At 45.4% G+C, this 26364-nt stretch carries 25 protein-coding genes; 19 read left to right on the plus strand and 6 right to left on the minus strand.

Going from position 1 to position 26364, the window contains the following annotated elements; genetic code table 11:
• Nucleotides 1–64: 64 nt before the first annotated feature.
• The 9 genes from hutU to JK188_RS04285 all read left to right on the plus strand — a co-directional run bounded on the left by hutU (nt 65) and on the right by JK188_RS04285 (nt 9511).
• Nucleotides 65–1744 carry a urocanate hydratase gene (gene hutU / locus JK188_RS04245; RefSeq protein ID WP_211886101.1) on the plus strand — a complete coding sequence of 560 codons (1680 nt, stop codon included), beginning with the start codon at nt 65–67 and terminating at the stop codon, nt 1742–1744.
• Between the two features lie 12 nt (nt 1745–1756).
• Nucleotides 1757–3289 carry a histidine ammonia-lyase gene (gene hutH / locus JK188_RS04250; protein ID WP_211886100.1) on the plus strand — a complete coding sequence of 511 codons (1533 nt, stop codon included), beginning with the start codon at nt 1757–1759 and terminating at the stop codon, nt 3287–3289.
• A 115-nt stretch (nt 3290–3404) separates the two neighbouring features.
• Nucleotides 3405–4793, plus strand: coding sequence for an amino acid permease (locus JK188_RS04255; protein ID WP_132495490.1), 1389 nt, complete (start codon nt 3405–3407; stop codon nt 4791–4793).
• Nucleotides 4794–4986: 193 nt separating this feature from the next.
• Complete coding sequence (gene prmB / locus JK188_RS04260) at nt 4987–5919, plus strand: 50S ribosomal protein L3 N(5)-glutamine methyltransferase (protein ID WP_036949367.1); 933 nt, start codon at nt 4987–4989, stop codon at nt 5917–5919.
• A 116-nt stretch (nt 5920–6035) separates the two neighbouring features.
• The gene (gene aroC / locus JK188_RS04265; RefSeq protein ID WP_108478568.1) at nt 6036–7124 is read left to right on the plus strand and encodes a chorismate synthase; all 1089 of its coding nucleotides are present in this window, start codon (nt 6036–6038) and stop codon (nt 7122–7124) included.
• Nucleotides 7125–7300: 176 nt separating this feature from the next.
• Complete coding sequence (locus JK188_RS04270; RefSeq protein WP_132495486.1) at nt 7301–8104, plus strand: TSUP family transporter; 804 nt, start codon at nt 7301–7303, stop codon at nt 8102–8104.
• Nucleotides 8105–8121: 17 nt separating this feature from the next.
• On the plus strand, nt 8122–8670 hold the full coding sequence (locus JK188_RS04275; RefSeq protein WP_036949374.1) for an elongation factor P hydroxylase: 549 nt from the start codon (nt 8122–8124) through the stop codon (nt 8668–8670).
• Between the two features lie 30 nt (nt 8671–8700).
• Nucleotides 8701–8973 carry a YfcL family protein gene (locus tag JK188_RS04280; protein WP_181477317.1) on the plus strand — a complete coding sequence of 91 codons (273 nt, stop codon included), beginning with the start codon at nt 8701–8703 and terminating at the stop codon, nt 8971–8973.
• 4 nt (nt 8974–8977) lie between these two features.
• Nucleotides 8978–9511, plus strand: coding sequence for a GNAT family N-acetyltransferase (locus JK188_RS04285; protein ID WP_211886098.1), 534 nt, complete (start codon nt 8978–8980; stop codon nt 9509–9511).
• A gap of 50 nt (nt 9512–9561) precedes the next feature.
• Here JK188_RS04285 and mnmC read toward each other — a convergent pair whose 3' ends face one another.
• Complete coding sequence (gene mnmC / locus JK188_RS04290; protein WP_211886097.1) at nt 9562–11592, minus strand: bifunctional tRNA (5-methylaminomethyl-2-thiouridine)(34)-methyltransferase MnmD/FAD-dependent 5-carboxymethylaminomethyl-2-thiouridine(34) oxidoreductase MnmC; 2031 nt, start codon at nt 11590–11592, stop codon at nt 9562–9564.
• Between the two features lie 201 nt (nt 11593–11793).
• Here mnmC and fabB point away from each other — a divergent pair, with 201 nt between their 5' ends.
• The 3 genes from fabB to JK188_RS04305 all read left to right on the plus strand — a co-directional run bounded on the left by fabB (nt 11794) and on the right by JK188_RS04305 (nt 13912).
• Nucleotides 11794–13005 (plus strand): beta-ketoacyl-ACP synthase I, encoded by a 1212-nt coding sequence (fabB, locus tag JK188_RS04295; protein WP_211886096.1) that lies wholly within the window; start codon nt 11794–11796, stop codon nt 13003–13005.
• Between the two features lie 161 nt (nt 13006–13166).
• Nucleotides 13167–13472 (plus strand): hypothetical protein, encoded by a 306-nt coding sequence (locus JK188_RS04300; RefSeq protein ID WP_211886094.1) that lies wholly within the window; start codon nt 13167–13169, stop codon nt 13470–13472.
• 113 nt (nt 13473–13585) lie between these two features.
• A complete protein-coding gene (locus JK188_RS04305) occupies nt 13586–13912 on the plus strand; it encodes a hypothetical protein (RefSeq protein ID WP_211886093.1) in 327 nt (108 codons plus the stop codon).
• A 67-nt stretch (nt 13913–13979) separates the two neighbouring features.
• Here the strand turns inward: JK188_RS04305 and JK188_RS04310 are convergent, their stop codons facing one another.
• From JK188_RS04310 to JK188_RS04320, 3 genes are read right to left on the minus strand one after another with little or no spacing between them, the layout of a single operon-like run.
• Entirely contained in the window at nt 13980–15488 is a 1509-nt protein-coding gene (locus JK188_RS04310; protein ID WP_211886092.1) for a tripartite tricarboxylate transporter permease, read from the minus strand.
• A gap of 9 nt (nt 15489–15497) precedes the next feature.
• Nucleotides 15498–15929 carry a tripartite tricarboxylate transporter TctB family protein gene (locus tag JK188_RS04315; RefSeq protein WP_036952661.1) on the minus strand — a complete coding sequence of 144 codons (432 nt, stop codon included), beginning with the start codon at nt 15927–15929 and terminating at the stop codon, nt 15498–15500.
• A 10-nt stretch (nt 15930–15939) separates the two neighbouring features.
• Complete coding sequence (locus tag JK188_RS04320) at nt 15940–16914, minus strand: Bug family tripartite tricarboxylate transporter substrate binding protein (protein ID WP_211886090.1); 975 nt, start codon at nt 16912–16914, stop codon at nt 15940–15942.
• 374 nt (nt 16915–17288) lie between these two features.
• Between JK188_RS04320 and tctD the strand changes: the two genes are divergently transcribed.
• Both tctD and JK188_RS04330 read left to right on the plus strand, forming a co-directional pair.
• The gene (tctD, locus tag JK188_RS04325; RefSeq protein ID WP_211886089.1) at nt 17289–17957 is read left to right on the plus strand and encodes a transcriptional regulator TctD; all 669 of its coding nucleotides are present in this window, start codon (nt 17289–17291) and stop codon (nt 17955–17957) included.
• Complete coding sequence (locus JK188_RS04330; protein WP_211886087.1) at nt 17954–19390, plus strand: sensor histidine kinase; 1437 nt, start codon at nt 17954–17956, stop codon at nt 19388–19390. Before tctD ends, JK188_RS04330 begins: the two co-directional genes overlap by 4 nt.
• 163 nt (nt 19391–19553) lie before the next feature.
• On the opposite strand, the gene JK188_RS04335 is transcribed toward JK188_RS04330, so the two are convergent.
• On the minus strand, nt 19554–20474 hold the full coding sequence (locus JK188_RS04335; protein WP_211886086.1) for a DMT family transporter: 921 nt from the start codon (nt 20472–20474) through the stop codon (nt 19554–19556).
• A gap of 98 nt (nt 20475–20572) precedes the next feature.
• On the opposite strand from JK188_RS04335, the gene JK188_RS04340 reads away from it, so the two are divergent.
• A complete protein-coding gene (locus JK188_RS04340) occupies nt 20573–21370 on the plus strand; it encodes an AraC family transcriptional regulator (RefSeq protein ID WP_211886084.1) in 798 nt (265 codons plus the stop codon).
• Nucleotides 21371–21381: 11 nt separating this feature from the next.
• On the opposite strand, the gene JK188_RS17965 is transcribed toward JK188_RS04340, so the two are convergent.
• Nucleotides 21382–22242 (minus strand): hypothetical protein, encoded by an 861-nt coding sequence (locus JK188_RS17965; protein WP_336431237.1) that lies wholly within the window; start codon nt 22240–22242, stop codon nt 21382–21384.
• Between the two features lie 266 nt (nt 22243–22508).
• On the opposite strand from JK188_RS17965, the gene pdxB reads away from it, so the two are divergent.
• The 4 genes from pdxB to JK188_RS04365 all read left to right on the plus strand — a co-directional run bounded on the left by pdxB (nt 22509) and on the right by JK188_RS04365 (nt 26274).
• Entirely contained in the window at nt 22509–23633 is a 1125-nt protein-coding gene (gene pdxB, locus JK188_RS04350; RefSeq protein ID WP_211886073.1) for a 4-phosphoerythronate dehydrogenase PdxB, read from the plus strand.
• Between the two features lie 72 nt (nt 23634–23705).
• Nucleotides 23706–24716, plus strand: a complete 1011-nt coding sequence (locus JK188_RS04355; protein WP_211886071.1) for an aspartate-semialdehyde dehydrogenase — start codon at nt 23706–23708, stop codon at nt 24714–24716.
• Nucleotides 24716–25531 carry a tRNA pseudouridine(38-40) synthase TruA gene (gene truA / locus JK188_RS04360; RefSeq protein ID WP_211886063.1) on the plus strand — a complete coding sequence of 272 codons (816 nt, stop codon included), beginning with the start codon at nt 24716–24718 and terminating at the stop codon, nt 25529–25531. Before JK188_RS04355 ends, truA begins: the two co-directional genes overlap by 1 nt.
• A 35-nt stretch (nt 25532–25566) precedes the next feature.
• Nucleotides 25567–26274, plus strand: a complete 708-nt coding sequence (locus JK188_RS04365; RefSeq protein ID WP_132495464.1) for a DedA family protein — start codon at nt 25567–25569, stop codon at nt 26272–26274.
• Nucleotides 26275–26364: the final 90 nt, after the last annotated feature.

Here is a 26364-nt window from a genome sequence, read left to right on the forward strand (position 1 = left end):
ATATACAACTATATCTATAAGGAGACGCAATAAGTCAAACACGCATCTAAGTGAGGGTATATTCGTGACAAAGTTAAATAACAAATATCGTAATATTGAAATTCGAGCACCTCGTGGAACGACCTTAACCGCTAAAAGTTGGCTGACAGAAGCACCACTGCGCATGTTGATGAACAACCTCGATCCTGACGTGGCAGAAAATCCCCATGAGCTTGTGGTTTATGGTGGGATTGGTCGCGCAGCCCGTAACTGGCAATGCTATGACCAAATTATTGAATCCCTGAAACAGCTAGATAGCGACGAAACTCTGCTGGTGCAATCAGGGAAACCTGTCGGCGTATTCAAAACCCATGAAAATGCGCCTCGCGTATTAATCGCTAACTCTAACCTTGTACCACATTGGGCGAATTGGGAGCATTTCAATGAGTTGGATGCAAAAGGCTTAGCCATGTACGGTCAAATGACCGCAGGAAGCTGGATTTACATTGGTAGCCAAGGAATTGTTCAAGGCACCTACGAAACCTTCGTTGAAGCGGGACGCCAACATTACAATGGCGATCTCACTGGGCGTTGGGTATTAACCGCCGGTTTAGGTGGGATGGGTGGCGCACAGCCATTAGCGGCAACGTTAGCAGGGGCTTGCTCATTAAATATTGAGTGCCAGCAAAGCCGCATCGATTTCCGCTTAAGAACCCGTTATGTTGATGAACAAGCCACCGATCTGGATGACGCATTAGCGCGCATCAAAAAGTACACATCAGAAGGCAAAGCCGTTTCTATCGCACTGTGTGCTAACGCGGCTGAAGTTTTACCTGAAATGGTTCGCCGTGGCATTAAACCAGACATGATTACTGACCAAACCAGTGCTCATGACCCGCTCAATGGCTATCTGCCGATTGGTATGAGCTGGGATGAGTATCGCGAAAAGAGCGTGAAAGACCCACAAGGTACTGCGCTGGCGGCGAAAAAATCCATGGCGGAACATGTGAAAGCGATGTTGGCTTTCCAAGCCCAAGGTATTCCAACATTCGATTATGGTAACAATATTCGTCAAATGGCATTGGAAATGGGCGTTGAACATGCGTTCGATTTCCCTGGATTTGTTCCAGCCTATATTCGCCCACTATTTTGCCGCGGTGTTGGTCCATTCCGTTGGGTGGCGTTATCAGGGGATCCTGAAGATATCTATAAAACAGATGCCAAAGTGAAAGAATTACTGCCAGACGATAAACATTTGCATCGTTGGCTGGACATGGCGCGTGAGCGTATTAGTTTCCAAGGCTTACCAGCACGTATTTGCTGGGTTGGTTTGGGGGATCGTGCCAAGTTAGGTTTAGCGTTCAATGAAATGGTCAGAAGTGGCGAGGTCTCTGCACCGATTGTTATTGGTCGTGACCATTTAGATTCAGGCTCGGTAGCGAGTCCAAACCGTGAAACTGAAGCGATGAAAGATGGCTCGGATGCGGTGTCTGATTGGCCGTTACTCAACGCGCTATTAAATACGGCGAGCGGCGCGACATGGGTGTCATTACACCATGGTGGCGGTGTTGGAATGGGCTTCTCTCAACATTCTGGCGTAGTGATTGTCTGCGATGGTACAGATGCAGCGGCGGAGCGTATTGCTCGCGTACTGCACAATGACCCAGCGACAGGGGTGATGCGCCACGCGGATGCGGGCTATGACATCGCTATCGAATGCGCTAAAGAGAAAAACTTAAACCTACCTATGCTAAAAACACGTTAAGGAGTGCCATTGATGACTAAATTAACTATCCATCCGGGGAAAATGACACTCGACGAATTACGCGTTGTCTTCCAAAAGCCAGTGACCGTCACGTTAGATAAACATGCCCACAGCGTCATCGCCAAAAGCGTTGCGACTGTAAATCAAATCATTGCGGAAGATAAAACCGCGTATGGGATCAATACTGGGTTTGGTTTACTGGCTAACACCCGTATTGCCAGCAAAGATCTGCAATCTTTACAGCGTTCGATTGTGATGTCCCATGCGGCTGGTGTTGGTGAGCCACTGGACGATGATCTGGTTCGCTTGATTATGGTATTAAAGATAAACAGCCTTGCGCGTGGTTTCTCAGGTATTCGCTTAGAAGTCATTGAAGCGCTGATTGCACTGGTTAACGCACAAGTCTACCCGTATATTCCTGCAAAAGGGTCAGTGGGCGCATCGGGTGATTTAGCGCCGCTAGCACATATGAGCTTAATTCTGATTGGCGAAGGGCAGGCGCGTTTTGAAGGTCAATGGCTACCTGCGAAAAAAGCGTTAGAAAAAGCGGGCTTGAAACCATTAACTCTGGAAGCTAAAGAAGGTTTGGCACTCCTGAACGGCACTCAAACCTCAACCGCATTTGCGTTAAAAGGCTTGTTTGCGGCGGAAAATCTGCTGTTATCCGGCATTGTGTGTGGGGCGTTAAGCGTAGAAGCGACATTAGGCTCTCGCAAGCCATTTGATGCGCGAGTCCAAGAAGTTCGTGGTCAAAAAGGTCAAATCGATGTGGCTGCGTTGTTCCGCGATGTGTTATCGCCAACCAGCGAACTGTCCCAATCTCACGCAAATTGTTCGAAAGTCCAAGACCCGTATTCATTACGCTGTCAGCCTCAAGTGATGGGCGCGTGTTTAACGCAAATCCGTCAAGCGGCAGAAGTTATTTTAATTGAATCTAATGCGGTATCCGATAACCCGCTGGTGTTTACCGATAATGGCGACATTATTTCTGGTGGTAACTTCCATGCGGAGCCAGTTGCTATGGCGTCGGACAATATCGCGCTGGCATTAGCCGAAATAGGTGCATTATCAGAGCGACGCATTGCGATGTTGATGGACACGCACATGTCCCAATTACCGCCATTCTTAGTTAACAATGGTGGTGTGAACTCCGGCTTTATGATTGCACAGGTGACGGCAGCAGCATTAGCCAGTGAAAACAAAGCATTAGCGCATCCATCTAGCGTGGATAGCTTACCAACATCCGCCAACCAAGAAGACCACGTTTCCATGGCACCAGCAGCAGGTCGCCGTTTATGGGAAATGGCGAAAAACGTGACAGGCATTTTAGCCATTGAATGGTTATCTGCGTGTCAGGGAATGGATTTCCGCGACGGTTTGAAATCGAGCGAAAAACTGGAAAAAGCCCGTAAAACCCTGCGTGATAAAGTCGCGTATTACGATAAAGACCGTTATTTCGCACCGGATATCGAGGCGGCTATCTCGCTTATTGATCAGCATAAACTTGCCACGTTGTTTGCAGCAAACTCGGTTTTTCATTCATAAAAACTTATCGTTCATATACCGATAGTTCCTATAAGTAAGTGTTTTAGAAGCAGCCGACTATGTATCGGCTGCGAATTCTCTTCGAAACGACTGATAAAAATACGAAGGACACAACATGCAAAGCACATCACAACTTGCGCGTGGGCTTTCTGCGCGCCACATCCGATTTATGGCCCTCGGTTCAGCAATAGGAACGGGGTTATTCTATGGTTCAGCCAAAGCTATTGAGACTGCCGGTCCGGCCGTTTTACTGGCTTATATTATTGGGGGCGCCGCTGTTTTTATGGTGATGCGTGCTCTTGGTGAAATGGCGGTTCGTAGCCCATTGGCAGGGTCATTCTCCCAATATGCTAGCCACTATTTAGGTCCGCGAGCGGGCTTTTTCACAGGCTGGACGTATGTTTTTGAAATGCTAATTGTTTGCTTGGCTGACGTGACGGCATTTGGGGTCTATATGAAATTATGGTTCCCTGATGTGGCTCAGTGGATTTGGGTGCTCAGTATTATCTGCTTTATTGGTGCCATTAACCTGTGCCACGTAAAAACATTCGGCGAAATGGAATTTTGGTTGTCGATAGTTAAAGTGGGGGCGATTGTCGCGATGATCGTCGGCGGTGCTGCCATTATGATGTTTGGTTTTGGTCAAGCCTCTGAACATGCGGTTGGAGTATCAAACCTATTTGACCATGGCGGGTTTATGCCAAATGGCATAGGCGGGGTCATAGCCTCATTTGCGGTGGTGATGTTTGCCTTTGGTGGAATCGAAGTCATCGGGATCACGGCGAGCGAAGCCAAAAACCCAGAAGTGACCATTCCAAAAGCCATTAATGCGGTGCCTGTACGTATCTTACTGTTCTACGTATTAACGTTGTTTGTACTGATGTGCATCTACCCATGGAATCAAATTGGCCAAAATGGCAGCCCGTTTGTGCAGATTTTTGATAGTTTAGGCATTTCAGCTGCGGCGAATATCTTGAACGTGGTGGTGATCACCGCCGCCATCTCGGCAATTAATAGTGATATTTTTGGTGCCGGTCGCATGATGTACGGCATGGCTCATGAAGGGCAGGCGCCTAAATCATTCACTAAGTTAACCAAAAATGGGGTGCCATGGATGACGGTGTTAGTCATGGTGCTGGTGCTGTTTATTGGTGTGGTACTGAACTATCTGATCCCTGAAGATGTGTTCTTAGTGATCGCGTCGATTGCCACGTTTGCCACAATTTGGGTCTGGTTCATGATTTTATTGGCACAATTTGCGATGCGCCGTAAGATGACGCCAGAGCAAGTTCAGCAATTGAAATTCCCAGTACCGATGTGGCCAGTTGCGCCTATCCTTGCAATTGCCTTTATGGTGTTTATTTTCGGTGTATTAGGTTATTTCGAAAGTACTCGAATTGCGCTGTATGTGGGGATCGGTTGGTTGTTGTTACTCACTATTGCTTACGCAGTATGGGTGAAAAAACCGGAAGAAACCGAGAAAGAAGTCGAAGAATTAGCGTAACGTTTTTAATATCATGATAAACACTGCGCCCTTGATGAAAATCCGGGGCGCGGTTATTTTTAGCGCCAAAATGCGCAAACAAGTGCTTATCTGCGTATTTTCTTACATTAATCTGCTGATTTGTCTTTCACTTCGTGGCAAACTTTAGCCATTCAAATTTTCCCTTTTAATCCACAGGCAGGAGAATCCCTTCTTGGAAAAGATCTTCGTTGATGAAGCCGTCGCAGAACTTCATACCATTCAAGACATTTTACGTTGGACCATGAGCCGCTTTAATGCTGCCAACATTTATTATGGTCACGGCACCGATAACCCATGGGATGAAGCTTTACAGTTAGTTTTGCCAAGCCTGTATTTACCGCTGGATTTACCGGATGAGCTACTAACTTCGCGCCTGACTCCAACGGAGCGTCACCGCATTATTGAGCGTGTATTACGCCGCATCAATGATCGTATTCCAGTTGCCTATCTGACTAACAGTTCGTGGTTCTGTGGACATGAATTCTATGTGGATGAGCGAGTGCTGATCCCGCGTTCGCCAATTGGTGAACTGATTAACAACCATTTTGTGGGCTTATTATCTGATGAACCACAAACCATCCTCGACCTGTGTACGGGAAGTGGCTGCATTGCGATTGCCTGCGCCCATGAATTCCCTGAAGCCGAAGTGGATGCCGTGGATATCTCTACGGATGTCTTGGCTGTGACGGAGCAAAACATTGCGAATCATGGTTTAGAACACCGCGTGATCCCAATTCGTTCTGACCTATTCCGTGATATGCCAGACGTTAAATATGACCTGATTGTCACCAATCCGCCGTATGTGGATGCTGAAGATATGGACGATCTGCCACAAGAGTTCCGTGTCGAGCCTGAGCTGGCGCTGGCGGCTGGTAGCGATGGTCTAAAACTGGTTCGCCGTATTCTCGCTAACGCTCCGCGCTTCTTAACTGAAGAGGGGATTCTGGTGTGCGAAGTGGGTAACAGCATGGTGCATCTGATTGACCAATATCCAGATATTCCATTTATCTGGTTAGATTTCGAATTTGGTGGTGACGGCGTGTTTATGTTAACCCGTGAACAGTTGGTGGAACATCACGAGCACTTTGCTCTTTATATTGATTAATATATTAATTAATAAAGAGTTGCGTTACTCGGCATAATCAAATAAAACATAATAATTACGCATAACATCATATTTCTTAACAAGTATAAGAATCGCAAGCAAATAGGAAACAGGGAATGGCTGGAAATTCAATTGGGCAACTGTTTCGTGTGACCACTTTTGGAGAGTCACACGGGCTAGCATTAGGCTGCATCGTTGACGGTGTTCCGCCGGGATTAGCACTGACCGAAGCAGATTTACAAATAGATTTAGACCGCCGCCGTCCAGGTACATCGCGCTATACCACTGCGCGCCGTGAACCTGACCAAGTAAAAATCCTATCGGGGGTTTTTAACGGTGTGACGACAGGCACCAGTATCGGTCTATTAATTGAAAATACCGATCAACGTTCCCAAGATTATGGTGCGATTAAAGACGTGTTCCGCCCAGGGCATGCCGATTACACATATGAACAGAAATATGGTCTGCGCGATTATCGTGGTGGCGGTCGTTCATCTGCCCGTGAAACCGCGATGCGTGTTGCTGCGGGGGCGATTGCTAAGAAATACTTGCAAGAAAAATTTGGCATTCAAATTCGTGCATGTCTGACCCAAATGGGCAGCGTGGAGTGTGAAATCAAAGATTGGTCGATTGTCGAAGAAAACCCATTCTTCTGCCCTGATCCAAGCAAATTGGATGCCCTTGATGAGCTGTTACGTGGCTTGAAAAAAGAGGGGGATTCCATTGGTGCGAAAGTCACCGTTGTGGCTGAGAACGTTCCCGCTGGTTTAGGCGAGCCAGTTTTTGACCGCTTAGATGCCGATATCGCTCATGCACTGATGAGCATTAATGCAGTAAAAGGTGTAGAAATTGGCGATGGTTTTGGTGTGGTGAGCTTAAAAGGCAGTGAAAACCGCGATGAAATCACCCGCCACGGTTTTACATCTAACCATGCTGGTGGAATTTTAGGGGGCATTAGCAGCAGCCAGCCGATTATTGCCCATATCGCGATGAAACCGACTTCCAGTATTACGGTGTCAGGAAAAACCTTGAACCGTGATGGTGAAGAGGTTGAGATGATCACCAAAGGTCGCCACGACCCTTGTGTGGGCATTCGCGCAGTACCTATCGCGGAAGCCATGATGGCGATTGTGCTGATGGATCACTTCTTGCGTCACCGCGGACAGTGTGCGGATGTTGTGCCAGCCGTGGCGCCATTCGAATAAGTCATTGACGTTTTTCAGTGGATATTCTTGCTTGGCAAGGGTATCCACTGTGAGTTAAAGGTTAGGATGAAACCTCGATTATAATCCATCCGGGCTGTGATATTGCTTAACTTTCAATAAGATAATCAATAAATAACAAATCTGCATCGTGATAGTTTACTTATCTGGAATGTGAAATGGATTGGCTTACCGCCGTTGCGCCTGAAGTTTACGCTCTGCTGTTTTTTGTCGCTCTACTTGCCGGTTTTATTGACTCTATCGCTGGGGGCGGTGGTTTACTGACCATTCCTGCGCTACTTTCTGTGGGGATCACCCCTGTCGAAACCTTGGCGACCAATAAATTACAAGCCATTGGCGGTTCATTCTCTGCCACACTCTATTTTGCAAGACGTAAAGCCATTAATTTGCGAGAGCAAATTTTCCCGGTGGTCATGACCATAATAGGGGCAATGCTCGGGGCAATTTTAATTCAATCCATCGATACCGCATTTTTGAAGCAGCTGTTACCTGTAATGGTCATCTGCGTCGGGCTCTATTTCTTACTCACACCCTCTTTGGGTGTGCAAGATAGACCTCAGCGTGTCAGTATGCCAATCTTTGGAGTTGCTGCGGGGATGAGTATTGGTTTTTATGATGGGGCATTTGGACCAGGAACTGGCTCATTTTTAGCGCTCGCTTATGTCCTGCTATTAGGGTATAACCTCGCCAAAGCTACCGCCCATGCAAAATTGTTAAATTTCGCCTCCAATTTTGGATCTTTGATCTTTTTTATTATCGGAGGTCATGTTCTTTGGGTGCTCGGTTTTGTTATGCTTGCCGGCCAAATGGTTGGTGCGAGACTTGGCGCTCGCTTAGTGTTAACCAAAGGACAAAAACTTATCAGGCCGATGATCGTCGTGATTTCACTCTTAATGAGTATTAAGCTGTTAAATGACAGCCACGGTGACGAGATTAAAGCTTGGTTTCTCACATTATTTTAAGATGATTTAAGCGTTCCATGACCCAACATCATTATCAGCAACTTATTGATATTTTCGAACAGTGTTTCGGCGAAGAGTACAATACCAAATTGGTAAAAGGGGACGACGAGCCTGTCTATTTACCTGCCGATGACACCACACCATACAACCAAATTGTGTTTGCACATGGCTTTTTTACCAGTGCACTCCATGAAATTTCTCACTGGTGCATTGCGGGGGAAAAACGCCGCCAGCAAGTGGATTACGGTTATTGGTACTGCCCAGATGGTCGCGATGAAAAAACTCAGTGTGACTTTGAAGTGGTCGAAATCAAACCTCAAGCATTGGATTGGTTTTTCTGTGTGGCAACAGGTATCCCATTTAATGTGAGTTGCGACAACTTGGAAGGGGATTTTGAACCTGACCGTATCGCCTTTATGCGCAAAGTGCATGGTCAAGTGATGGAGTACCTCGAAAAAGGTATCCCAGAGAGACCGCTGCGCTTTATTAATGCGTTACAATCGTTTTACAATACACCCCCACTTTGCGCGGAACTGTTTCCTTATCCGGAAGATATTTTCGCCTAATAGAATCACTCACTACAGTAAGGATTAAGCATGCTTGCGGATTTTGAAACACGCATACTGACAAAAATTGATGATATGGTTGAACACGCCAGTGATGATGAGCTGTTTGCTGGTGGCTATCTGCGTGGTCACTTAACCCTTGCTGTAGCAGAGCTGGAAGAAGAGAACGAAACCAGTGTTGATGCACTGTATCAGCGCGTTGAGCTGAGCATCCAAAACGCTATCAAAGCCGGTGAATTGACCCCACCAGACCAAGTTTTGGTGCTGGGTATGTGGAAAACACTGTTAGATACCGTGCGTTAGTTTTATGAATTCTATTGACTGCATGTATTCCATTCGATTAGCAACCCATGAAGATGCCCAATTCTTGCCTGAGGTAGAAGCGTCAGCGGGACAGACTTTTGCCGGGCATCCTAAGTTTGATTGGATTGCCCAAGGTGAAGTTCAACCGGAAGAAAACCACGTTGAGTGTATTGCGAATGGCTTAGAGTGGCTCGCGGTGGATAATCATGATCAGCCCGTTGGCTTTATTATGGCGGAGCATTTGAGCGATAGCCTGCATATTGTGGAGCTTTCAGTTCAGCAGTCAGCGCAAGGGCAGGGCTTAGGTAAGCGGCTTATTCAGCAGGTTATTGAGTTCGCTCAGTCCCAACAGATTGGTCAGGTTACACTAACCACATTTCGTGATATTCCGTGGAATGCGCCGTATTATCAGCGCCTTGGTTTTTCGATAATGGAAGAGGCGCAATTGACGCGCGAATTACAAGATATCTTGCAACACGAAGTGGATGCAGGGTTTCAAGCGGTTGATCGCTGCGCTATGCGGTTGAGCGTGAATTAATCTCAATATTGCTTCGTTCTGAGGGCTTCCAAATGGAAGCCCTCTTTTGTTCACGCCTCTTTCGTGGTGATTGGACGTCCCGCAAGCAGTTTTCTCACCCAAAAACGATTTGGATGTAATGCGGCAAGCACGTCATCGTCGGCAGGCATCGGCTCGTCAAAAATTTGTGCCGCGAGGATTTCAGCACACAGTGGAGCAGTGGAAAGCCCTCGTGCTCCTAATGCTCCGAACACAAACAGATTAGGATAGGCTGGAGAGGGTTCAACAGATTGTTGACGGTGAAGTTGCTCAGGTAAATCCGTATATTGCTGCATCAGGGCATCGAAGTCAGGAACATTACCAAGTAGCGGCATATGGTCGCGGATCACGCAGCGGATCCCTTGACGTGATTGCTGGTCGGAGATATTCACCTGCGACGTCCAATCCACATCCGGTAGGCTGGTGAGCAGCTTTTGCAGATTTTCTTGCTGCTCTTCCTCGGAGTATTCAAGGCTCAAATTATCTCGTTGGTAGCTAGCTCCCAAGCAGTGATGCTGATTTGTGGCATCTTCTGGCGTCATATAACCTTCGAAGCACAGCACGGTTTTTAATTTTTGCAATGTGGGGTTAGTCGGGATGTGGCTGACTTGGCCGCGTACAGGGGTGATAGGCAAGTTTTTCGTTTGCTCAAACTGATTCAATAAATGACCATTGGCAATCACCACGGTTTGATGGTGAGCCGTTTGATGTTTATCGAATGTCAGTTCCCAGCCGTTTTCTGAATGCTGTAAGTTGGTGACTGACAGACCAAAGTGGAAATTAACCCCTTGTTCAGCGAGTTCTTGCGCTAAGCTTTCGCATAATTGCGCAGGGCATAGCCAGCCGCCAGTGGGGTAATAAATACCTCGATGATTGACATCTACTCCGCTGAGTTCACTGAGTTGTTGCCTATCTTTGCCAATTGCAAACTCTTCTGGCCATTCGGTTTGCAGCATGTTGTCGATTTTTTTGGTTGATTTAGGGTTATATGCCATTTGGCTTACCCCGCACCATTGTCCATTAAATTCGATACCTTGCGCGCTAAGTTGCTGATAAAAGCGAGTTGCAAACGGGAAACCACTAACAAAAAAGCGTTCTAGGGCATTATCGTTCCCAGTCAATAGAGGGTAGACTGCGCCTTGGCGGTTTCCAGACGCGTTTTGCGCGACTTGCTGGTCTTGACAATAAATCGTGACATTCGCTCCGCGTTTTTTGAGTGAACGGGCTAAGGCGAGGGTGGCAATTCCACCACCAATAATTGCGATATCATCCGTATGGGATGCGGATTGACGCGCAAACCAAGGTGCCATCGGGCGAATCAGATTATTTTCTAATACCCCTGTTAGCATTTGACGCTTCTGACCAAATCCTTTGGTCTTCATGATAGTAAAGCCCGCTTGTTGTAATCCACGTTTGACAAATCCGGCTACCGTAAAGGTGGCAAATGTGCCGCCTTTACGCGCAAATTTTGCCATTGCAGCGAACAACTGTTCGCTCCACATCTGCGGATTTTTGGACGGTGCAAAACCATCTAAAAACCACGCATCTATCTTATTGTTTAAATTGTCATTAAGTATGGATACTTGCGTATTTACATCACCAATCCATAAATCGAGGGTGATCAAGCCGTTTTCTAAAATAATTCGATGGTTGCCGGGTAGGGCGGGTGGCCACTGTTCACATAATTGCTCTGAGAGCTCAGCTAATTCAGGCCAACAACGGTGCGCGGCGATTAAATCAGCTTTTGATAACGGGTATTTTTCAAAACTAATAAAATGTAATCGTTGTAATTTTGCATTGGGGTTTTCGGCTTTGAATTGGTTGAAGACTTGCCATAAAGCGAGAAAATTCAACCCAGTACCAAATCCTGTCTCGGCAATCACACAAGTTTCATCTTGGTGTGTTAGAAATCGCTGTGGAAAATGGTTTCCCTGCAAAAACACATGGCGACTCTCTTCTAAGCCATTTTGGTTAGAAAAATAGATGTCTTCAAACTGTTCTGAAATCGGTGTGCCTTCCTCATTCCAACTGAGGTGAGCGGTTTGTACAGCTGTCTTTTTCACGTTTAAGCCCGTTATTGCAAAATCATATTCAAATTCTAACGCTGATATCACTGTAAGGCTACCGTCACATAAAAGCCTTATTTGTGTCATGATAAAAAAAATACAAATATTTACCCTGATCGGACTTGTTCAGCGTACAAGTGTAAGCTAAAGTGACACCTGTAATCCCGTAATCATATAATTATAGACATGAGGTAACGAATGAAGCGTGCAGTCATAACTGGCCTAGGTATTGTTTCCAGCATTGGTAATAACCAGGAAGAAGTACTGGCTTCTCTGAAGGAAGGTCGTTCCGGGATCACTTTCTCAGAAGAATTTAAAGAGGCAGGGCTGCGTAGCCATGTCTGGGGTGATGTAAAGCTGGATACTGAAGGTCTGATTGACCGTAAAGTCCGCCGTTTCATGAGTGATTGCTCTGTCTATGCTTACCTGTCAATGGAACAGGCGATTAAAGATTCAGGTTTAGCGGAAGACCAAGTGTCTAACCTGCGTACGGGTGTTGTTGTTGGCTCTGGTGGTGGTTCTCCACGTAACCAAGTCGCAGGTTCTGACGGTATGCGTGCGAAAGGTCTGCGTGGTGTGGGTCCATATATGGTGACTCGCGCAATGGCTTCCGGTATCTCTGCTTGCTTAGCAACACCGTTCAAAATCAAAGGCGTTAACTACTCAATCAGCTCTGCATGTTCAACGTCCGCACACTGTATTGGTCACGCAGTTGAGCTGATCCAACTGGGCAAACAAGATGTTGTGTTCGCGGGTGGTGGTGAAGAACTGAGCTGGGAAATGACGTGTGAGTTCGATGCAATGGGTGCGCTGTCGACTAAGTACAACGAAACTCCATCGAAAGCATCAAGAACTTATGACCAAGACCGTGATGGTTTCGTTATTGCAGGCGGCGGCGGTATCGTCGTGGTTGAAGAGTTAGAGCACGCATTAGCACGTGGCGCACACATTTATGCAGAAGTGGTTGGCTACGGCGCAACATCTGACGGTGCTGACATGGTGGCTCCATCGGGCGAAGGCGCAGTGCGTTGTATGCAAATGGCAATGCACGGTGTTGATAAAATCGATTACATCAACACACACGGCACTTCAACACCAGTCGGTGATACTAAAGAGTTAGAAGCTATCCAAGAAGTGTTTGGTCATGATTGCCCTGCACTTTCTGCAACCAAAGCGATGACAGGTCACTCTTTAGGTGCAGCAGGCGTTCAAGAAGCGATTTATAGCTTGCTGATGTTAGAGCATGGCTTTATTGCGCCAAGCATCAACGTTGAGAATTTAGATGAGAAAGCGAAAGGCTTGAACATCATCACCAAACCAACTAAGCAAGCGCTGAACACAGTGATGTCTAACAGCTTCGGTTTCGGTGGTACTAACGCAACGTTAGTGATGAGCAAATACAAAGCGTAAGTTTCATTCACTGAAATGCACTAAATAGAAAGCGAGGGCTAAGGCTCTCGCTTTTTTTATGGCTCAATTATTGCCGCCACCATCATCATTTTATTAAATTACCGTAATGAAAATAGTGCCATGATATCGACTCAAATATTCATTCACTTTGAGGAATTAAAATGAACATAACTCGATTTAATATGGCGGTTTTAAAGCAGGATATTAAGATTTTAGGCACCTTAGTCGTTAACTACATTCGCAGTAAATTTAGTGCGTTGTTAAAAACTGTGCGTAATGTTGACATGCCATTTCCATTGCATAAAGAAAAGGTGCTACAAAGGCTGGATGTAGATATCCCAGAAGAGGTGATAGCCGAGAAACTGGATTTTCATGATACTAAATTACATACATTGAGACGGGAAGCCGATCAAAAAGAAAAACAGCGACAGCAAGCTGAAATCATAGGAGAAAATGGCATTAAATAGCTCGTCATTTCTTATCGCTATTTAAGGTTATCAGAATTATCCACGGGTCTTTTATTGCCAAATTGTTTATAAATGCATGACACAGCATTTAATCAAAAAGAAAGGTAAAAAAGATGGCGTATTGGACGGCGAAAAGTGTTCCAGAATTAGCAGGATTAGAGAGAAAAGAGCAAGGACGCCTATTTCGTCAATGCCTGAAAGAAGGTAAAAAACGCATGGGCGCGAAATATTGGAAGCTCACAGGACTCGCGGTTTTACTTTCCGCTGTATTAGCCTTTATGTTGTTTTTCTTTGGTTTCTTTTCCGGTGGTTTTCTAGGCGGCGCATTGTTAGGCGGTATGATCGGTGCCTTGTTTGTCTTTATTGTACAAACACCAACCATTGATGTGGGTCGCGAATGGTTACGCGAGCAGGGATACCCGAAATCAGAAAATCAGTGAGCTAGTAAACAAAAAAAGCCCCATTTTCATGGGGCTAAGTCTTTCAGTCATAACGTACAGTAAGGAATTACGCTTGAGCGGTTTGACGGAGACGTTTGCGAATAAGCTTCACAATCGGTGGTAACACTAGCACCAGCACCGCCAGAATTAATAAGCTCTTAGAAATCGTACTGCTCCACAGAATATTGAAATCCCCATTACTGATAGACAACGAGCGGCGCAGGTTTTGCTCTAACATTTCACCTAAAACAAACCCGAGGATCAGCGGAGATAGCGGGAAATTCATCTTCCGCAAGATATAGCCGAATACCCCAAGCCCCATCATTAGTAGCAGGTCAAAAGTGGTACTGTGTACGGCGTAAACGCCCACCGCAGAGACACAAGCAATCGCAGGGACTAAGAACCACAATGGCACGGTGAGCATTCGCGTGAATAGGCCGATCAGTGGAATATTCATCACTAGCAACACAACGTTAGCAATCAGCAGTGCGGCAATTAATCCCCAAACGATATGTGGCTGTTCAGTAAACATTCCCGGACCCGGAGTGATGTTATACAGGGTCAGTGCCCCCATCATTACTGCCGTCGTGCCTGAACCCGGAACACCGAGGGTTAACATCGGAATAAATGACCCACAGGCAGAGGCGTTATTGGCGGCTTCAGGTGCCGCGACACCGCGAACATCCCCTTCACCAAATGTCCCTTTATCGCCCGCAATTTTTTTCTCGGTCATATAGGTGATGGCGCTAGCGATAGTCGCCCCCGCACCCGGTAAAATCCCCACAAAAAAGCCAATAAATGAGGAGCGTAATGTTGGACCCGCACAGGCCTTGGCTTCTTTCTTGCTAAATAACATTCGACCCGTTTTGCGGATCAATCCTTGTCCTGTTGCCGTACTTTCTAGCATGAGTAATATTTCACTGACAGAGAACAGACCAATAACCACGACGATAAACTGAACGCCATCGGATAGGTTAACGCTGTCAAAGGTAAAGCGGTATTCCCCAGAGTTGGCATCGACACCGACGGTTGCTAGCGCCAAACCAATCAACGCTGCGAGTAGCGATTTGACGGGGTTTTGGCTCATCATGCTGCCTAAACATGCGATAGCAAAAACCATCAATGCGAAATATTCAGCTGGACCAAAGGCGAGTGACCATTGTGCCAGTAAAGGTGCAAATAAAATGATCCCAACAATCGCAATTGTGGAACCGATAAATGAACTGACGGCAGAAATCGAGAGCGCGATACCGCCTTGACCTTGCTTCGCCATCGGATAACCATCTAACGTGGTCATGATCGCCGCGGCGTCACCGGGAACGTTCAATAGGATGGCGGAAATTCGCCCTCCATACTCACAGCCTAAATAAACGGTTGCCAACAAAATTAGGGCAGATTCAGCTGGTAACTTTAGTGCAAATGCCAATGGCAATAGAATTGCGACACCGTTAATTGGGCCAAGACCCGGTAACATACCGACAATGGTGCCGATAAAGCAGCCAATCAGCCCGATCATAATGTTTTGAGGGATCAGCGCGACCTCAAAGCCTTGAGATAAATACATCCACGTTTCCATACTTTCTCCTTAGCTAAAAAGCTCGCCGATTGGCAATGTCACATCGAGTAATCGGTCAAAGGCATAGAATAGGGAAATTCCTAGGATTGGACCGGAAATCAGGGCGGCTATCGGGGTTGCACCAAATAACAGGGCAACGCTGATGGTCAACAAAGTGGTCGATAATGGAAATCCTAACCACTCAAACGCCCATGCATAAATAACTAATGCAATGATTAACAAGACTAAACGGCGCAAGACATAGGGCTTTGGCCATTCAACCGCTTCTTGGCGACCCAGCAGGAGTGCGAGTGCGCACAGGGTCATTAATGACAGTATGGCTATCGGGAAGGGGCGGGGGCCTAGTGGTTCATAGGTAAACTCACTTTGGATGCCCCAGCCGATGTACAGCCCGATCCCACACAGTATTAGCCAGACTATGGCAAATATTCGTTGGCTCATGGTGACTCCGTTATTTCGCTAACCCGAAGGAACGCGCTTGCTCACGGTAGTTCTCAACTTCTTTTTTCACGTAAGCGTCCAGTTCTGAGCCCGATAAGTTGTATTCAAACAAGCCACGTAATTCACGCTGCTTTTTAAATTCGTCGGTTTGTTGTAATTTTTGGAAGGCTTCAACCCATTGATTGTAATCCGCATCGGATACTTTGGGTCCCATGTAGAATCCGCGAATGATTGGCCAAACTATGTCATAGCCTTGCTCTTTAGCGGTTGGGATATTAGCGAGCCCATCCGGTAGGCGTTTATCCGCATATACCGCTAGGATGCGGATTTTTCCGTCACTGATATAGGGTGTCATTTCACTGATATCACCGGAGATCACTTGGATGTGGTTGCCTAACAGGGCTGTCAGTGTTTCGCCACCGCCTTCGAAAGCAACATAGCGCATTTTTCGTGGGTCTAAATCGATCGCTTTGGCGAGCAACGCCGTTTTCATCCAATCTTGGCTACCGATGGAGCCACCAGCACCGAAGACAATGCTGTTTGGATCTTTTTTGAAGGCGTCCATCAGTTCGCCTAAGGTTTTATAAGGGGAGTCTGCACGCACGGCAATCATGCCATAGTCACTGCCAACACTCGCTAGCCAGCGAACATCATTTTCGTTGTAACGACCAAATTTACCTTGTGCAAGGTTGAGTAAGGATCCACCAGAGAATGCGACGATGGTTCCCGGCTCAGCTGGGCGTTGAGCCACAATGGCATTGTAGGCAACGGCACCAATTCCACCTGGCATGTATGTCACACGCATCGGTTTTTCGATTTCTTTGGTTTCCAGCATGGAGACTTGAACGAGTTTACAGGTTAAGTCAAAGCCACCGCCAGGTTTGGCTGGGGCAATACATTCGGTTCTTTCGGGTAACGCCATTGCTTGGTTAACGCCAACTAAAAAAATTGCTGCAGCTAAGGTATTGATTGTGAAATTCTTCATGCTTCATTCCTCACTAGACAATAATTAAGTTACTTGGTTGTTGTTGGTTATGTCGTTATGGATCTACCGTTGTAGATGAATATGTTTTTGTAGATAAATAACTGTGGGCGATGTTTGCTCGCCACTCATCATTGTATTGAGAACCTTTCATTTACCTTTCATTAACAAATAAAATTATTTTTATGTGATACATATCAGATTGTTTTATATTTTCGCTTCTTAAATTTGTTAATTTAATGTTAATTTCTATCTGTGGCAGCAGGTTAACGAAGGATTGTTGTGATAGCTTCGGTAAAAATCATGTTTAACACTTTTCATTCATCCGAGAGAGTGCCAACTTATACGCATAAATAATCATAATGAGTGGGCGACTAATGAGAATGTTATTGGTTGAAGATCATGACGAGTTGTCACTGTGGTTACAGAAAGCCTTAACGGCATCGGGATTTGCTGTGGACATCGCCAGTGATGGTTACATCGCCGATCAGCTATTACAAACCGAGAATTACTCGTTGGTGGTCTTGGATGTTTCATTACCACGAATGAGTGGTTTAGATGTATTAGCCCAGATGCGCAAGCGGCATCAAGAAACGCCTGTTCTGCTATTAACGGCGAATTCAGATGTGGCCGACCGTGTGAAAGGGCTGAATGCAGGGGCGGATGATTACCTGACTAAACCTTTTGATATCGCGGAATTAGAGGCTCGAGTACGGGCGCTGTTGCGCCGTAGTCACGGGAATGTGAATAGCGACCAGTGTTTTGGTGATCTCTGTTTTCATGATGACGGTTATTTTTCACTGAAGGCGGAGCCATTAGGTTTAACCCCGCGAGAATACGCGGTATTGAATATGCTTTTTCATCGTAGAGGGCGACCTGTTTCAAAAACACAATTATTTGAACAGGTATTTTCGCTGTCCGATGAAGCCAATTTACAAAGTATTGAATTGTATGTGCATCGGGTTCGCAAAAAACTCGCGGGTTCAGATATCAATATCAATACTTTACGCGGATTGGGATACCGATTAGAGCAGTGTAGTGTATGAAATTAGTCTCTCATCCACGCTCTCTCTTTCATCAGTTGCTGCTGTTTTTCGGTATCCCCCTCATTTTGTTGGGAAGTTTCTCCGTTTATACCCACTATTACAGCGCTAAAAACGCCGCTAACCTCGCCTATGACCGGACATTACTGGCGTCGGCGAGAACGGTGGCGGAGCGATTACAAGTTGTGGATGAACATCTTTCCGTGAATGTGCCTTACGTGGTACTCGATAGCTTTGAACTGAACAATAATGATCGTCTGTTTTATCAAGTCATCGCTCCTCATGGGGAGACCATTTCTGGCTATGATGACCTACCGCCAATCCCCCCTTACTGGATGCGCTCTCAACATTACACGGCCTTAGTCTACTTTTATGATGCGGAATATATGGGGCTTCCCATTCGCGTAGCGACCTTTTTCCAACCGATTAATGAAGGTGGGATCCAAGGCATGGTGGAGATCCGCGTCGCTGAAACGGTGTATGCTCGGCAAGATTTTGCCAATCAATTGCTGATCTCGGCTTTGATGAGCCAAGGTACTGTGGTGGTTGTGACGCTGATATTGGCGTATTTGCTATTACGTAAGTTATTAACACCGTTGAAAAAACTTTCTAATCTTATGTTGGGTCGTGCCGCGAATGACCTAACTCCAATCCCGAATGTGTTGCCATGGTCAGAACTTTCGCCTCTGGTGGATGCATTGAACCGCTATGTGGAGCGATTAAGGCGTATGTTAAAACGCCAAGAGCGTTTCAGTGCAGACGCTTCCCATCAATTAAAAACCCCGTTAGCCGTATTAAAAACTCAAGTTTCGGTGGCTCTTAATAGCGATGATGAGCAACAGAAACAGCAAAGTTTGCAGGCGATTAATAAAACTTTGGATAACACCATTGTATTAACTGATCGGTTATTGCAGCTTGCCCGTTTAAAAGAACACGAAAAAGAGGCGATCAGGCTTTATCGTGCAGTTAATTTGGTCGAAATTGTTCAGCAAGTCTGTTTTACCCGCTTAGGGCAATCCGAAAGTAAGCAGATTGATTTAGGCTATGAGGGGCTAGAACATTGTTGGGTGAAAGGGGATGCTATTTTGCTGGCGGAAATGTGCGCGAACTTAATCGATAATGCGATTAAATATACCCCAGAGAAGGGGGTTGTCACGGTACGTATTATTGCAGATGAAAGTCATAAGTCGATGACCAAGTTGGAAATTGAAGACTCAGGGCCCGGTATTGAAAATAAATATATTCACCGCTCATTAAAAGCCTTCATGCGCTTGAATAATGCCAAAGGGCTGGAAGGTTCAGGGCTGGGCTTGGCGCTTGTGAAAGATATCGCCAGTTATCACGGCTCAGAATTACAGCTGTTAAAGAGTGAGCATCTCGGTGGGCTGTTGGTGCGTATTACGTTGAAAGCGAGCCGGGCGCCGAAGAAAGCTTAGTGGGTACTCTGTTATTACCTAGTTGCACCTAAAAACGGTCATTATCTAATTTGCACACCTTTTTAGGTGCAGTTTAGTCTGTGTAATTGGCGAAAATAAACAAAACCCCATAACCTTGAAGTAGATTTATGGGGCTTTTAATCAATCGACCTATTAATATGACTTACTGACAAGTATCTTCTTCTAACGCTTTTTTCTTGCGGGAAAATACTTGAGTGAGCGGGGTACGCAGCTGTTGAGCTAACATCACACCGAGTAACACGATACCGCCCCCAATTAAGTGGTAACTCTTTAACTCTTCCCCAAGGGTGAATACCGCGATAATGGCAGTAAATACCGGCGCGAGGTTCATAAAGATAGAGGTGGTATTGGCGCCTAAACGCAGTACACCTTGGATCCACATTGCTGGAGCCAGAATCGATGCGGCAATCCCTGCGAATAAAACTAACCCGATATTATTGCTGTTAAGGCTCACATCATCCGCCATCAAGAAGTTTGGAATTAATAATAAAACCCCAAAGAAGACTTGTACGTACAGTGAATCCCAACTCGATAGCTGAATAGACCAACGCTTAGTTAATACCCCGTACAGGGCATAAGCGGCGGAAGCGACGATCATCAGCAATTCGCCTTGACCCAGTCCATTATCAAGTAATGAACTTGGGTTCCCTTGGCTGACTAACCAAGCCAATCCAAACAGAGACAGAACGGAACCAACAACAATCCCAACGGTTGGGATCACCCTCAAAACAAAAATACTGATCACCACAGTTAATAGCGGAATAAATGAGTTCATAACACCCATAAATGTCGCGCTTACCGTATGTGCGGCATAGTAAGCTAAACTTTGATACAGCATCATCCCCAAAGCACCTAAGATGGCCAGTTGCCACCAATGTTGTTTAACCACTTTGGCATTGCGCAGTACCGAGCGCAGAACAAAGGGGGTCATGACTAAAAATGCCAGAGCCCAGCGATAAAATGAAATAGCAGCAGGGTCAATTGCCGTTGCAGCGGCTTTGTTGACGATGGCATTTATGGACCATAATAAAACCGCGGTCAGCGGAAACAGGAAATATTTCATTAACAACGTTCTCCCTAATCAGTCACAGGAGTATACATCTGTCCGAAATATTATATATACTGATATTCAGACAATCGATAACGCTTTTCAGACAGCCTATGAATAATTTAAAAAGTGATGTTCTGCAAATTAACGAATGCAATATTATTGAGCCTGAATTTATTGCCTTGCGTCATGAACAAATCAACCAGCAAACCGAATACAAATCCCACTCCCATACCTTTGGCCAGTTGTTGTATGTGGTTTGCGGAATTATGGAAATGGAAGTGGAAGGTAAGCATTATATGGCGCCGCCAGAGTTTTGCATCTGGATCCCTGCCAATACCCAACATGCAAGTTTTAATAAGCAGAGTGTTAAATTTCGGATTATTGATTTTGCCCAAGCCTATACGCCGAGACTTGCGAGTAGGGCCTGTGTTGTACGATTAAGCTCCATTTTCCATACGATCATGACGGATATGTATCAACGGGGCATTGTTCAGCCCGAAACTGAGCAGGATATTCGTTTGGGGGAGGTATTGATTGACCAATTTGCTATTTCGCCATGCCAAGATACCTATTTACCCACCAGCAAAGATAAATTGTTAGCACCGATTTTAGCGGAGTTACAGCAAGATCCTGCGGATAATACAACGCTTGCCCAGTGGGCAAAGCGGGCTTATACCTCGGAGCGAACGTTATCTCGCCGTTGCCAACAAGAATTAGGCATGTCATTCAGCGAGTGGCGTCAGCGACTGCGTTACTTGCATGCAGTGGCAGGGCTGGATAAAGGTAAAAGTGTTCACGAAGTTGCTTTGGATGTGGGGTACAGTTCGGCGTCTGCATTTATTGCAATGTTCCAACAAATATCAGGGGTCACTCCAGACCGGTTTCGGATGAAAGAGCTGACCCCATAGCAGCAGAAAAATCAATATACATAATCGTATTTGATATTAGCGTGGTAGTTGTACACGCTATCTTTCCCGCCTTGTTCATCTTTAATTAATGTGGTGATATTTTTTTCCGCGTCGGTGCATCTTCCGAACGTATTCCAGCTTTTACAGGCCGTCACGGTTGTTTCGGTGGTAAAAAATTCTTCAATAGTTTTTTCGGTTAACAGTCTGTCATCATCATAGGTAAACTCTTTGACGGTTGAGTCAGACTGCATGCGAGTTAAGCGATTTTTCGCATCATAGAAGAAGGCTGTTTTCACACTATCATTTTCTAGCGTACTGACTCGGTTGGATTCAGACAATCGACCCTTATCATCAGTTAAAAAAGTGGTGACAGCTCTCGTTAACATGCGCTCTTTGTCGAGCGTCGTTGTATAAGAAGAATCTTTGGCTTCGGTTATTTTTCCATTCTGATCAGTGAAAAACTTCCCGTTCATTTTTTGCTGCAAGATGGTTTTTTCAACATTATCTTGATTAATAACGGACAGTTTAAATGCGGATTTGTAGTCCCAACTGTGACCATTTTTTTTCATGCTCATATCAATGGATTTGACGGTCACGCTGTCGTGGATACTGAATTTGATAACTTCATGACCCGTTAACTCGATTAAGGCTCCACAATCATCAAACTTCGTTTGAACCGTATTGTTAATATAATCATCTTGGCTGGTGGTGTGTAAATTCATCTCTTTTAACGAGTCGTTAAATGGGCGCTCTTGGGCAAAGATGAAATTATTAAAGTTGTTGGCGGCAATGGTGTCCGCCGAGCAGTTTTGCTCGCCAGCATAGGCATAAAACGAGCACATTAGGGGGAGCGACAGTAATACTTTTTTCACAATCAATATGCCTTTCAAAATAAACGCCTTCCTGAAAAATGAATAGTTTTTAATGTGGTTTTGCTGATTAAACATGAAATCGTTCAGATTAGGTAGTCAGACTCATCTGTAAGTTTGTTTAATAAAAAGAAAAATTAAATGTCACCGATTAGACTATTAATTTCAACCAAAAGCATTGTTATGTAAATGATTCAGCCTATCGACGATTTGGAGTATAGTGTGGCAGCCAAATCGGGCATGACACACATTCTATTGGGACGAATTCCGTGAAAATTTTGGTTGATGAAAACATGCCATATGCTCAAACACTATTTAGTGAGCTAGGCGAAGTTAAAGCAGTACCAGGGCGCCCAGTGCCAGAACAGGAACTGACTGATGCAGATGCATTAATGGTGCGCTCAATTACCAAAGTAAATAAATCATTACTGAGCAATACGCCAGTAAAATTCGTCGGTACGGCAACAGCAGGGTTTGACCATGTTGATACCCAGTGGCTTGCCGAGGCCAATATTGGATTTTCTTCAGCGCCGGGGTGCAATGCCATTGCTGTCGTTGAGTATGTTTTTTCTGCATTACTGATGCTGGCGGAACGCGATAACTTTGATTTGCGCGATAAAACCGTGGGGATAGTGGGTGTTGGTAATGTGGGAGGGCGTTTGTATAAACGTCTGCAAGCGTGGGGCGTGAATACCGTATTATGTGACCCTCCTCGAGCAGATAAAGGTGACCAAGAAGTTTTTGTTCCATTCGATTCGCTACTGGAGCAGGCTGACATTTTAACCTTCCATACGCCGCTCAATATGGAGGGCGAATATTCGACTTTCCACTTAATGGATGAGTCTCGACTAGCCAATCTACGTGACGGCACCATTTTGGTGAATGCAAGTCGTGGTGAAGTGGTGGACAACCAAGCGCTATTACAGTTGCTTGAGCAAGGTAAACCGCTGAGTGTGGTATTGGATGTGTGGGAGCCTGAGCCTGATCTGGATACAGAATTACTGGCGTATGTGGATATCGGTACACCGCATATTGCAGGCTATACTTTAGAAGGTAAAGCACGAGGAACAACCCAAGTCTTTGAAGCTTATTGCGAATTCCTAGGTAAGCCTACTAATGTATCTCTGGCATCGCTGTTACCGAAACCGGATATCGACTGCATTAATTTCAATGGTAAATTAACGCAAAGCCAGCTCAAAAGATTAGTGCATCTCGTGTATGATGTGCGCCGTGATGATGCATCACTGCGCGCAGTGGCTGGCATTCCCGGTGAGTTCGATAAATTACGTAAACACTACCAAGAACGCCGTGAATGGTCATCGTTAACAGTTCAATGCGATAGCCAAGAGACAGTCCAGTTACTGAGCGAATTAGGCTTTAACGCAAAAATTTAATAACAGATTCTTTTAGGTGAAATAAGTGACTAATCACAGCTTGTTTCACTTTGATTTTTTAGAGGAAAAACCATGACAGAAGGTTGGAATATTGCATTACTCGGGGCAACCGGCGCAGTGGGCGAAGGCATTCTTTCCCTGCTTCAAGAAAGAGAGTTTCCCGTTGGTGAGCTTTATTTATTAGCCAGTGAGCGCAGTGCAGGGGAGAGCATTCGTTTCAACGGTAAAAGCTATCAAGTGCAAGATGTCGCAGATTTCGATTGGTCGCAGGCACAAATTGCCTTTTTCGCTGCAGGTGAAGAAGCCGCGGCACAGTATGCGGAATTAGCAGCACAAGAAGGCTGCATTGTGATTGATAACAGCGGTGTTTTTGCGTTAGACCCTGATGTACCGTTAGTGGTACCGGGTGTTAACCCGCAAGTATTAGCGGATTATCGTAATCGCAATATTATTTCGGTGGCAGACAGTTATGTTAGCCAGCTATTAACGTCTATCAAACCATTAGTGGACGCGGCTGGTGTAGGGCGCATTACTCTGACCAATATGCTGTCGATGTCAGCGTACGGTAAAGCCGCCGTTGATGAATTAGCAGGTCAAAGCGCACGTTTATTGAATGGTATCCCTGCGGAAGAAGGGCGTTTTACTAAGCAATTAGCCTTTAACATGCTGCCATTATTAGCGGATGCTGAAGGCAGTGTTGTGCAAGAACGCCGTTTAGTTGAGCAAGTTCGTAAAGTGCTGCAAGACGACGGTTTGCCAGTCTCCGTAAGCTTTATTCAGTCACCTGTATTTTATGGTAATGCGCAAGTGGTGCATTTAGAAACACTACGCCCAGTTAGCGCAGAAGAAGCGAGCGAAGAATTTGAACGTTTTGATGATATTCAGGTCTCAGAAGAGGGTGATTATCCAACTCAAGTGACTGACGCATCAGGTAATGATTTCTTAAGCATTGGCTGTATTCGTAACGATTATGGTATACCGGAAATTTTACAGTTCTGGTCAGTGGCGGATAACGTTCGTTTTGGTGGTGCGTTAATGGCGGTTGAGACAGCAGAAAAACTGGCTCAGGAGCTGTATTACTAATGTCGGAGTCCCCAAAGTTGTATCGCATTGCCCTCGGAATTGAGTATAACGGTAGCCGTTATTATGGTTGGCAACGCCAGCAAGAAGTGAAAAGTGTGCAGGGCTGCCTTGAGGCTGCCCTGTCTAAAATTGCTGCGGAACCAATCACTGTCAATTGTGCAGGACGTACGGATGCAGGTGTTCATGCGACTGGGCAGGTGGTGCATTTTGAAACTTCAGCTAACCGCAAAGAGGCTGCCTGGACAATGGGGGCAAATACCCATCTTCCTGACGATATTGCGGTTCGCTGGTGTAAACCTGTGGATGATGAGTTTCATGCGCGTTTTAGTGCAACTGCACGTCGATACCGCTATGTGATTTTTAATCACCGTTATCGACCTGCAATTTTATCGAATGGTGTCACGCACTTTCATTTTCCCCTTGATGAAAAACGTATGCACCAAGCGGCACAAGCATTGCTGGGGGAGCGTGATTTTACCTCATTCCGTGCGGTGCAATGTCAGTCAAAAAGCCCTTGGCGTAATGTGATGCACGTTAATGTAACGCGTCACGGAAACTATGTGGTTGTGGATATTAAAGCCAATGCGTTTGTACACCATATGGTGAGAAATATTGTTGGCAGTTTGTTGGAGATAGGCTGTGGTAATCAAGACATTGATTGGATGGCACATCTTCTAGAATTAAAAGATAGAACGAAAGCGGCGGCGACAGCCAAAGCGGAAGGACTGTATTTAGTGAGCGTGGATTATCCTGAAAAATTTGACCTACCACAGAATGTGATGGGGCCTCTATTTCTTGCGGATGAGCTGCTGTAAAGGTCGTTAATATAAATCTCCACATGAGGAACCCCATGGAGTTTATCAGTTTTATCATTGATTTTATTTTACATATTGATGTGCATCTTGCGGAATTGGTCGCCGAATATGGTGTTTGGGTTTACGGAATTTTATTCCTGATCCTATTCTGTGAGACGGGGCTGGTGGTTACGCCTTTCCTTCCCGGGGATTCATTATTATTTGTCGCGGGTGCGTTAGCAGCATTGCCAAGTAATGATTTAAACGTACACGTCATGGTGTTGTTGATGATTATTGCGGCAATTATTGGTGATGCAGTGAACTACACCATTGGACGTATCTTTGGTGAAAAACTGTTTAAAAACCCAGATTCAAAAATTTTCCGTCGTAGCTATTTAGATAAAACCCATCAGTTTTATGAAAAACATGGCGGAAAAGCAATTATCTTGGCGCGTTTTGTGCCTATCGTGAGAACCTTTGCACCTTTCGTTGCGGGTATGGGTAAAATGTCTTACCGTCATTTTGCCTTTTATAATGTGGCAGGTGCGTTATTATGGGTGTTACTCTTTACCTATGCAGGGTATTTATTCGGTGATCTACCGATAGTACAAAAGAATTTGAAATTACTGATAGTCGCGATTATCTTTATTTCGATTCTGCCGGGTGTCATTGAAATTATTCGCCACCGTCGAGCTGCTGCAAAAGAAAAAAATGCAGTGGCAAAAGAAAATAGTGTGGTGACGCAAAAAAACGATAACCAATAATCGGTTTGAAAAAAGTTTTTATCTACAGTGAGATATCATTGTGGTTTAATGGCAAAAAATAACATACTGATAGATGCTTCTTATATAACC

Source organism: Providencia sp. JGM181 (genome assembly GCF_018257375.1).
In the GTDB taxonomy this organism is placed as follows: domain Bacteria; phylum Pseudomonadota; class Gammaproteobacteria; order Enterobacterales; family Enterobacteriaceae; genus Providencia; species Providencia lanzhouensis.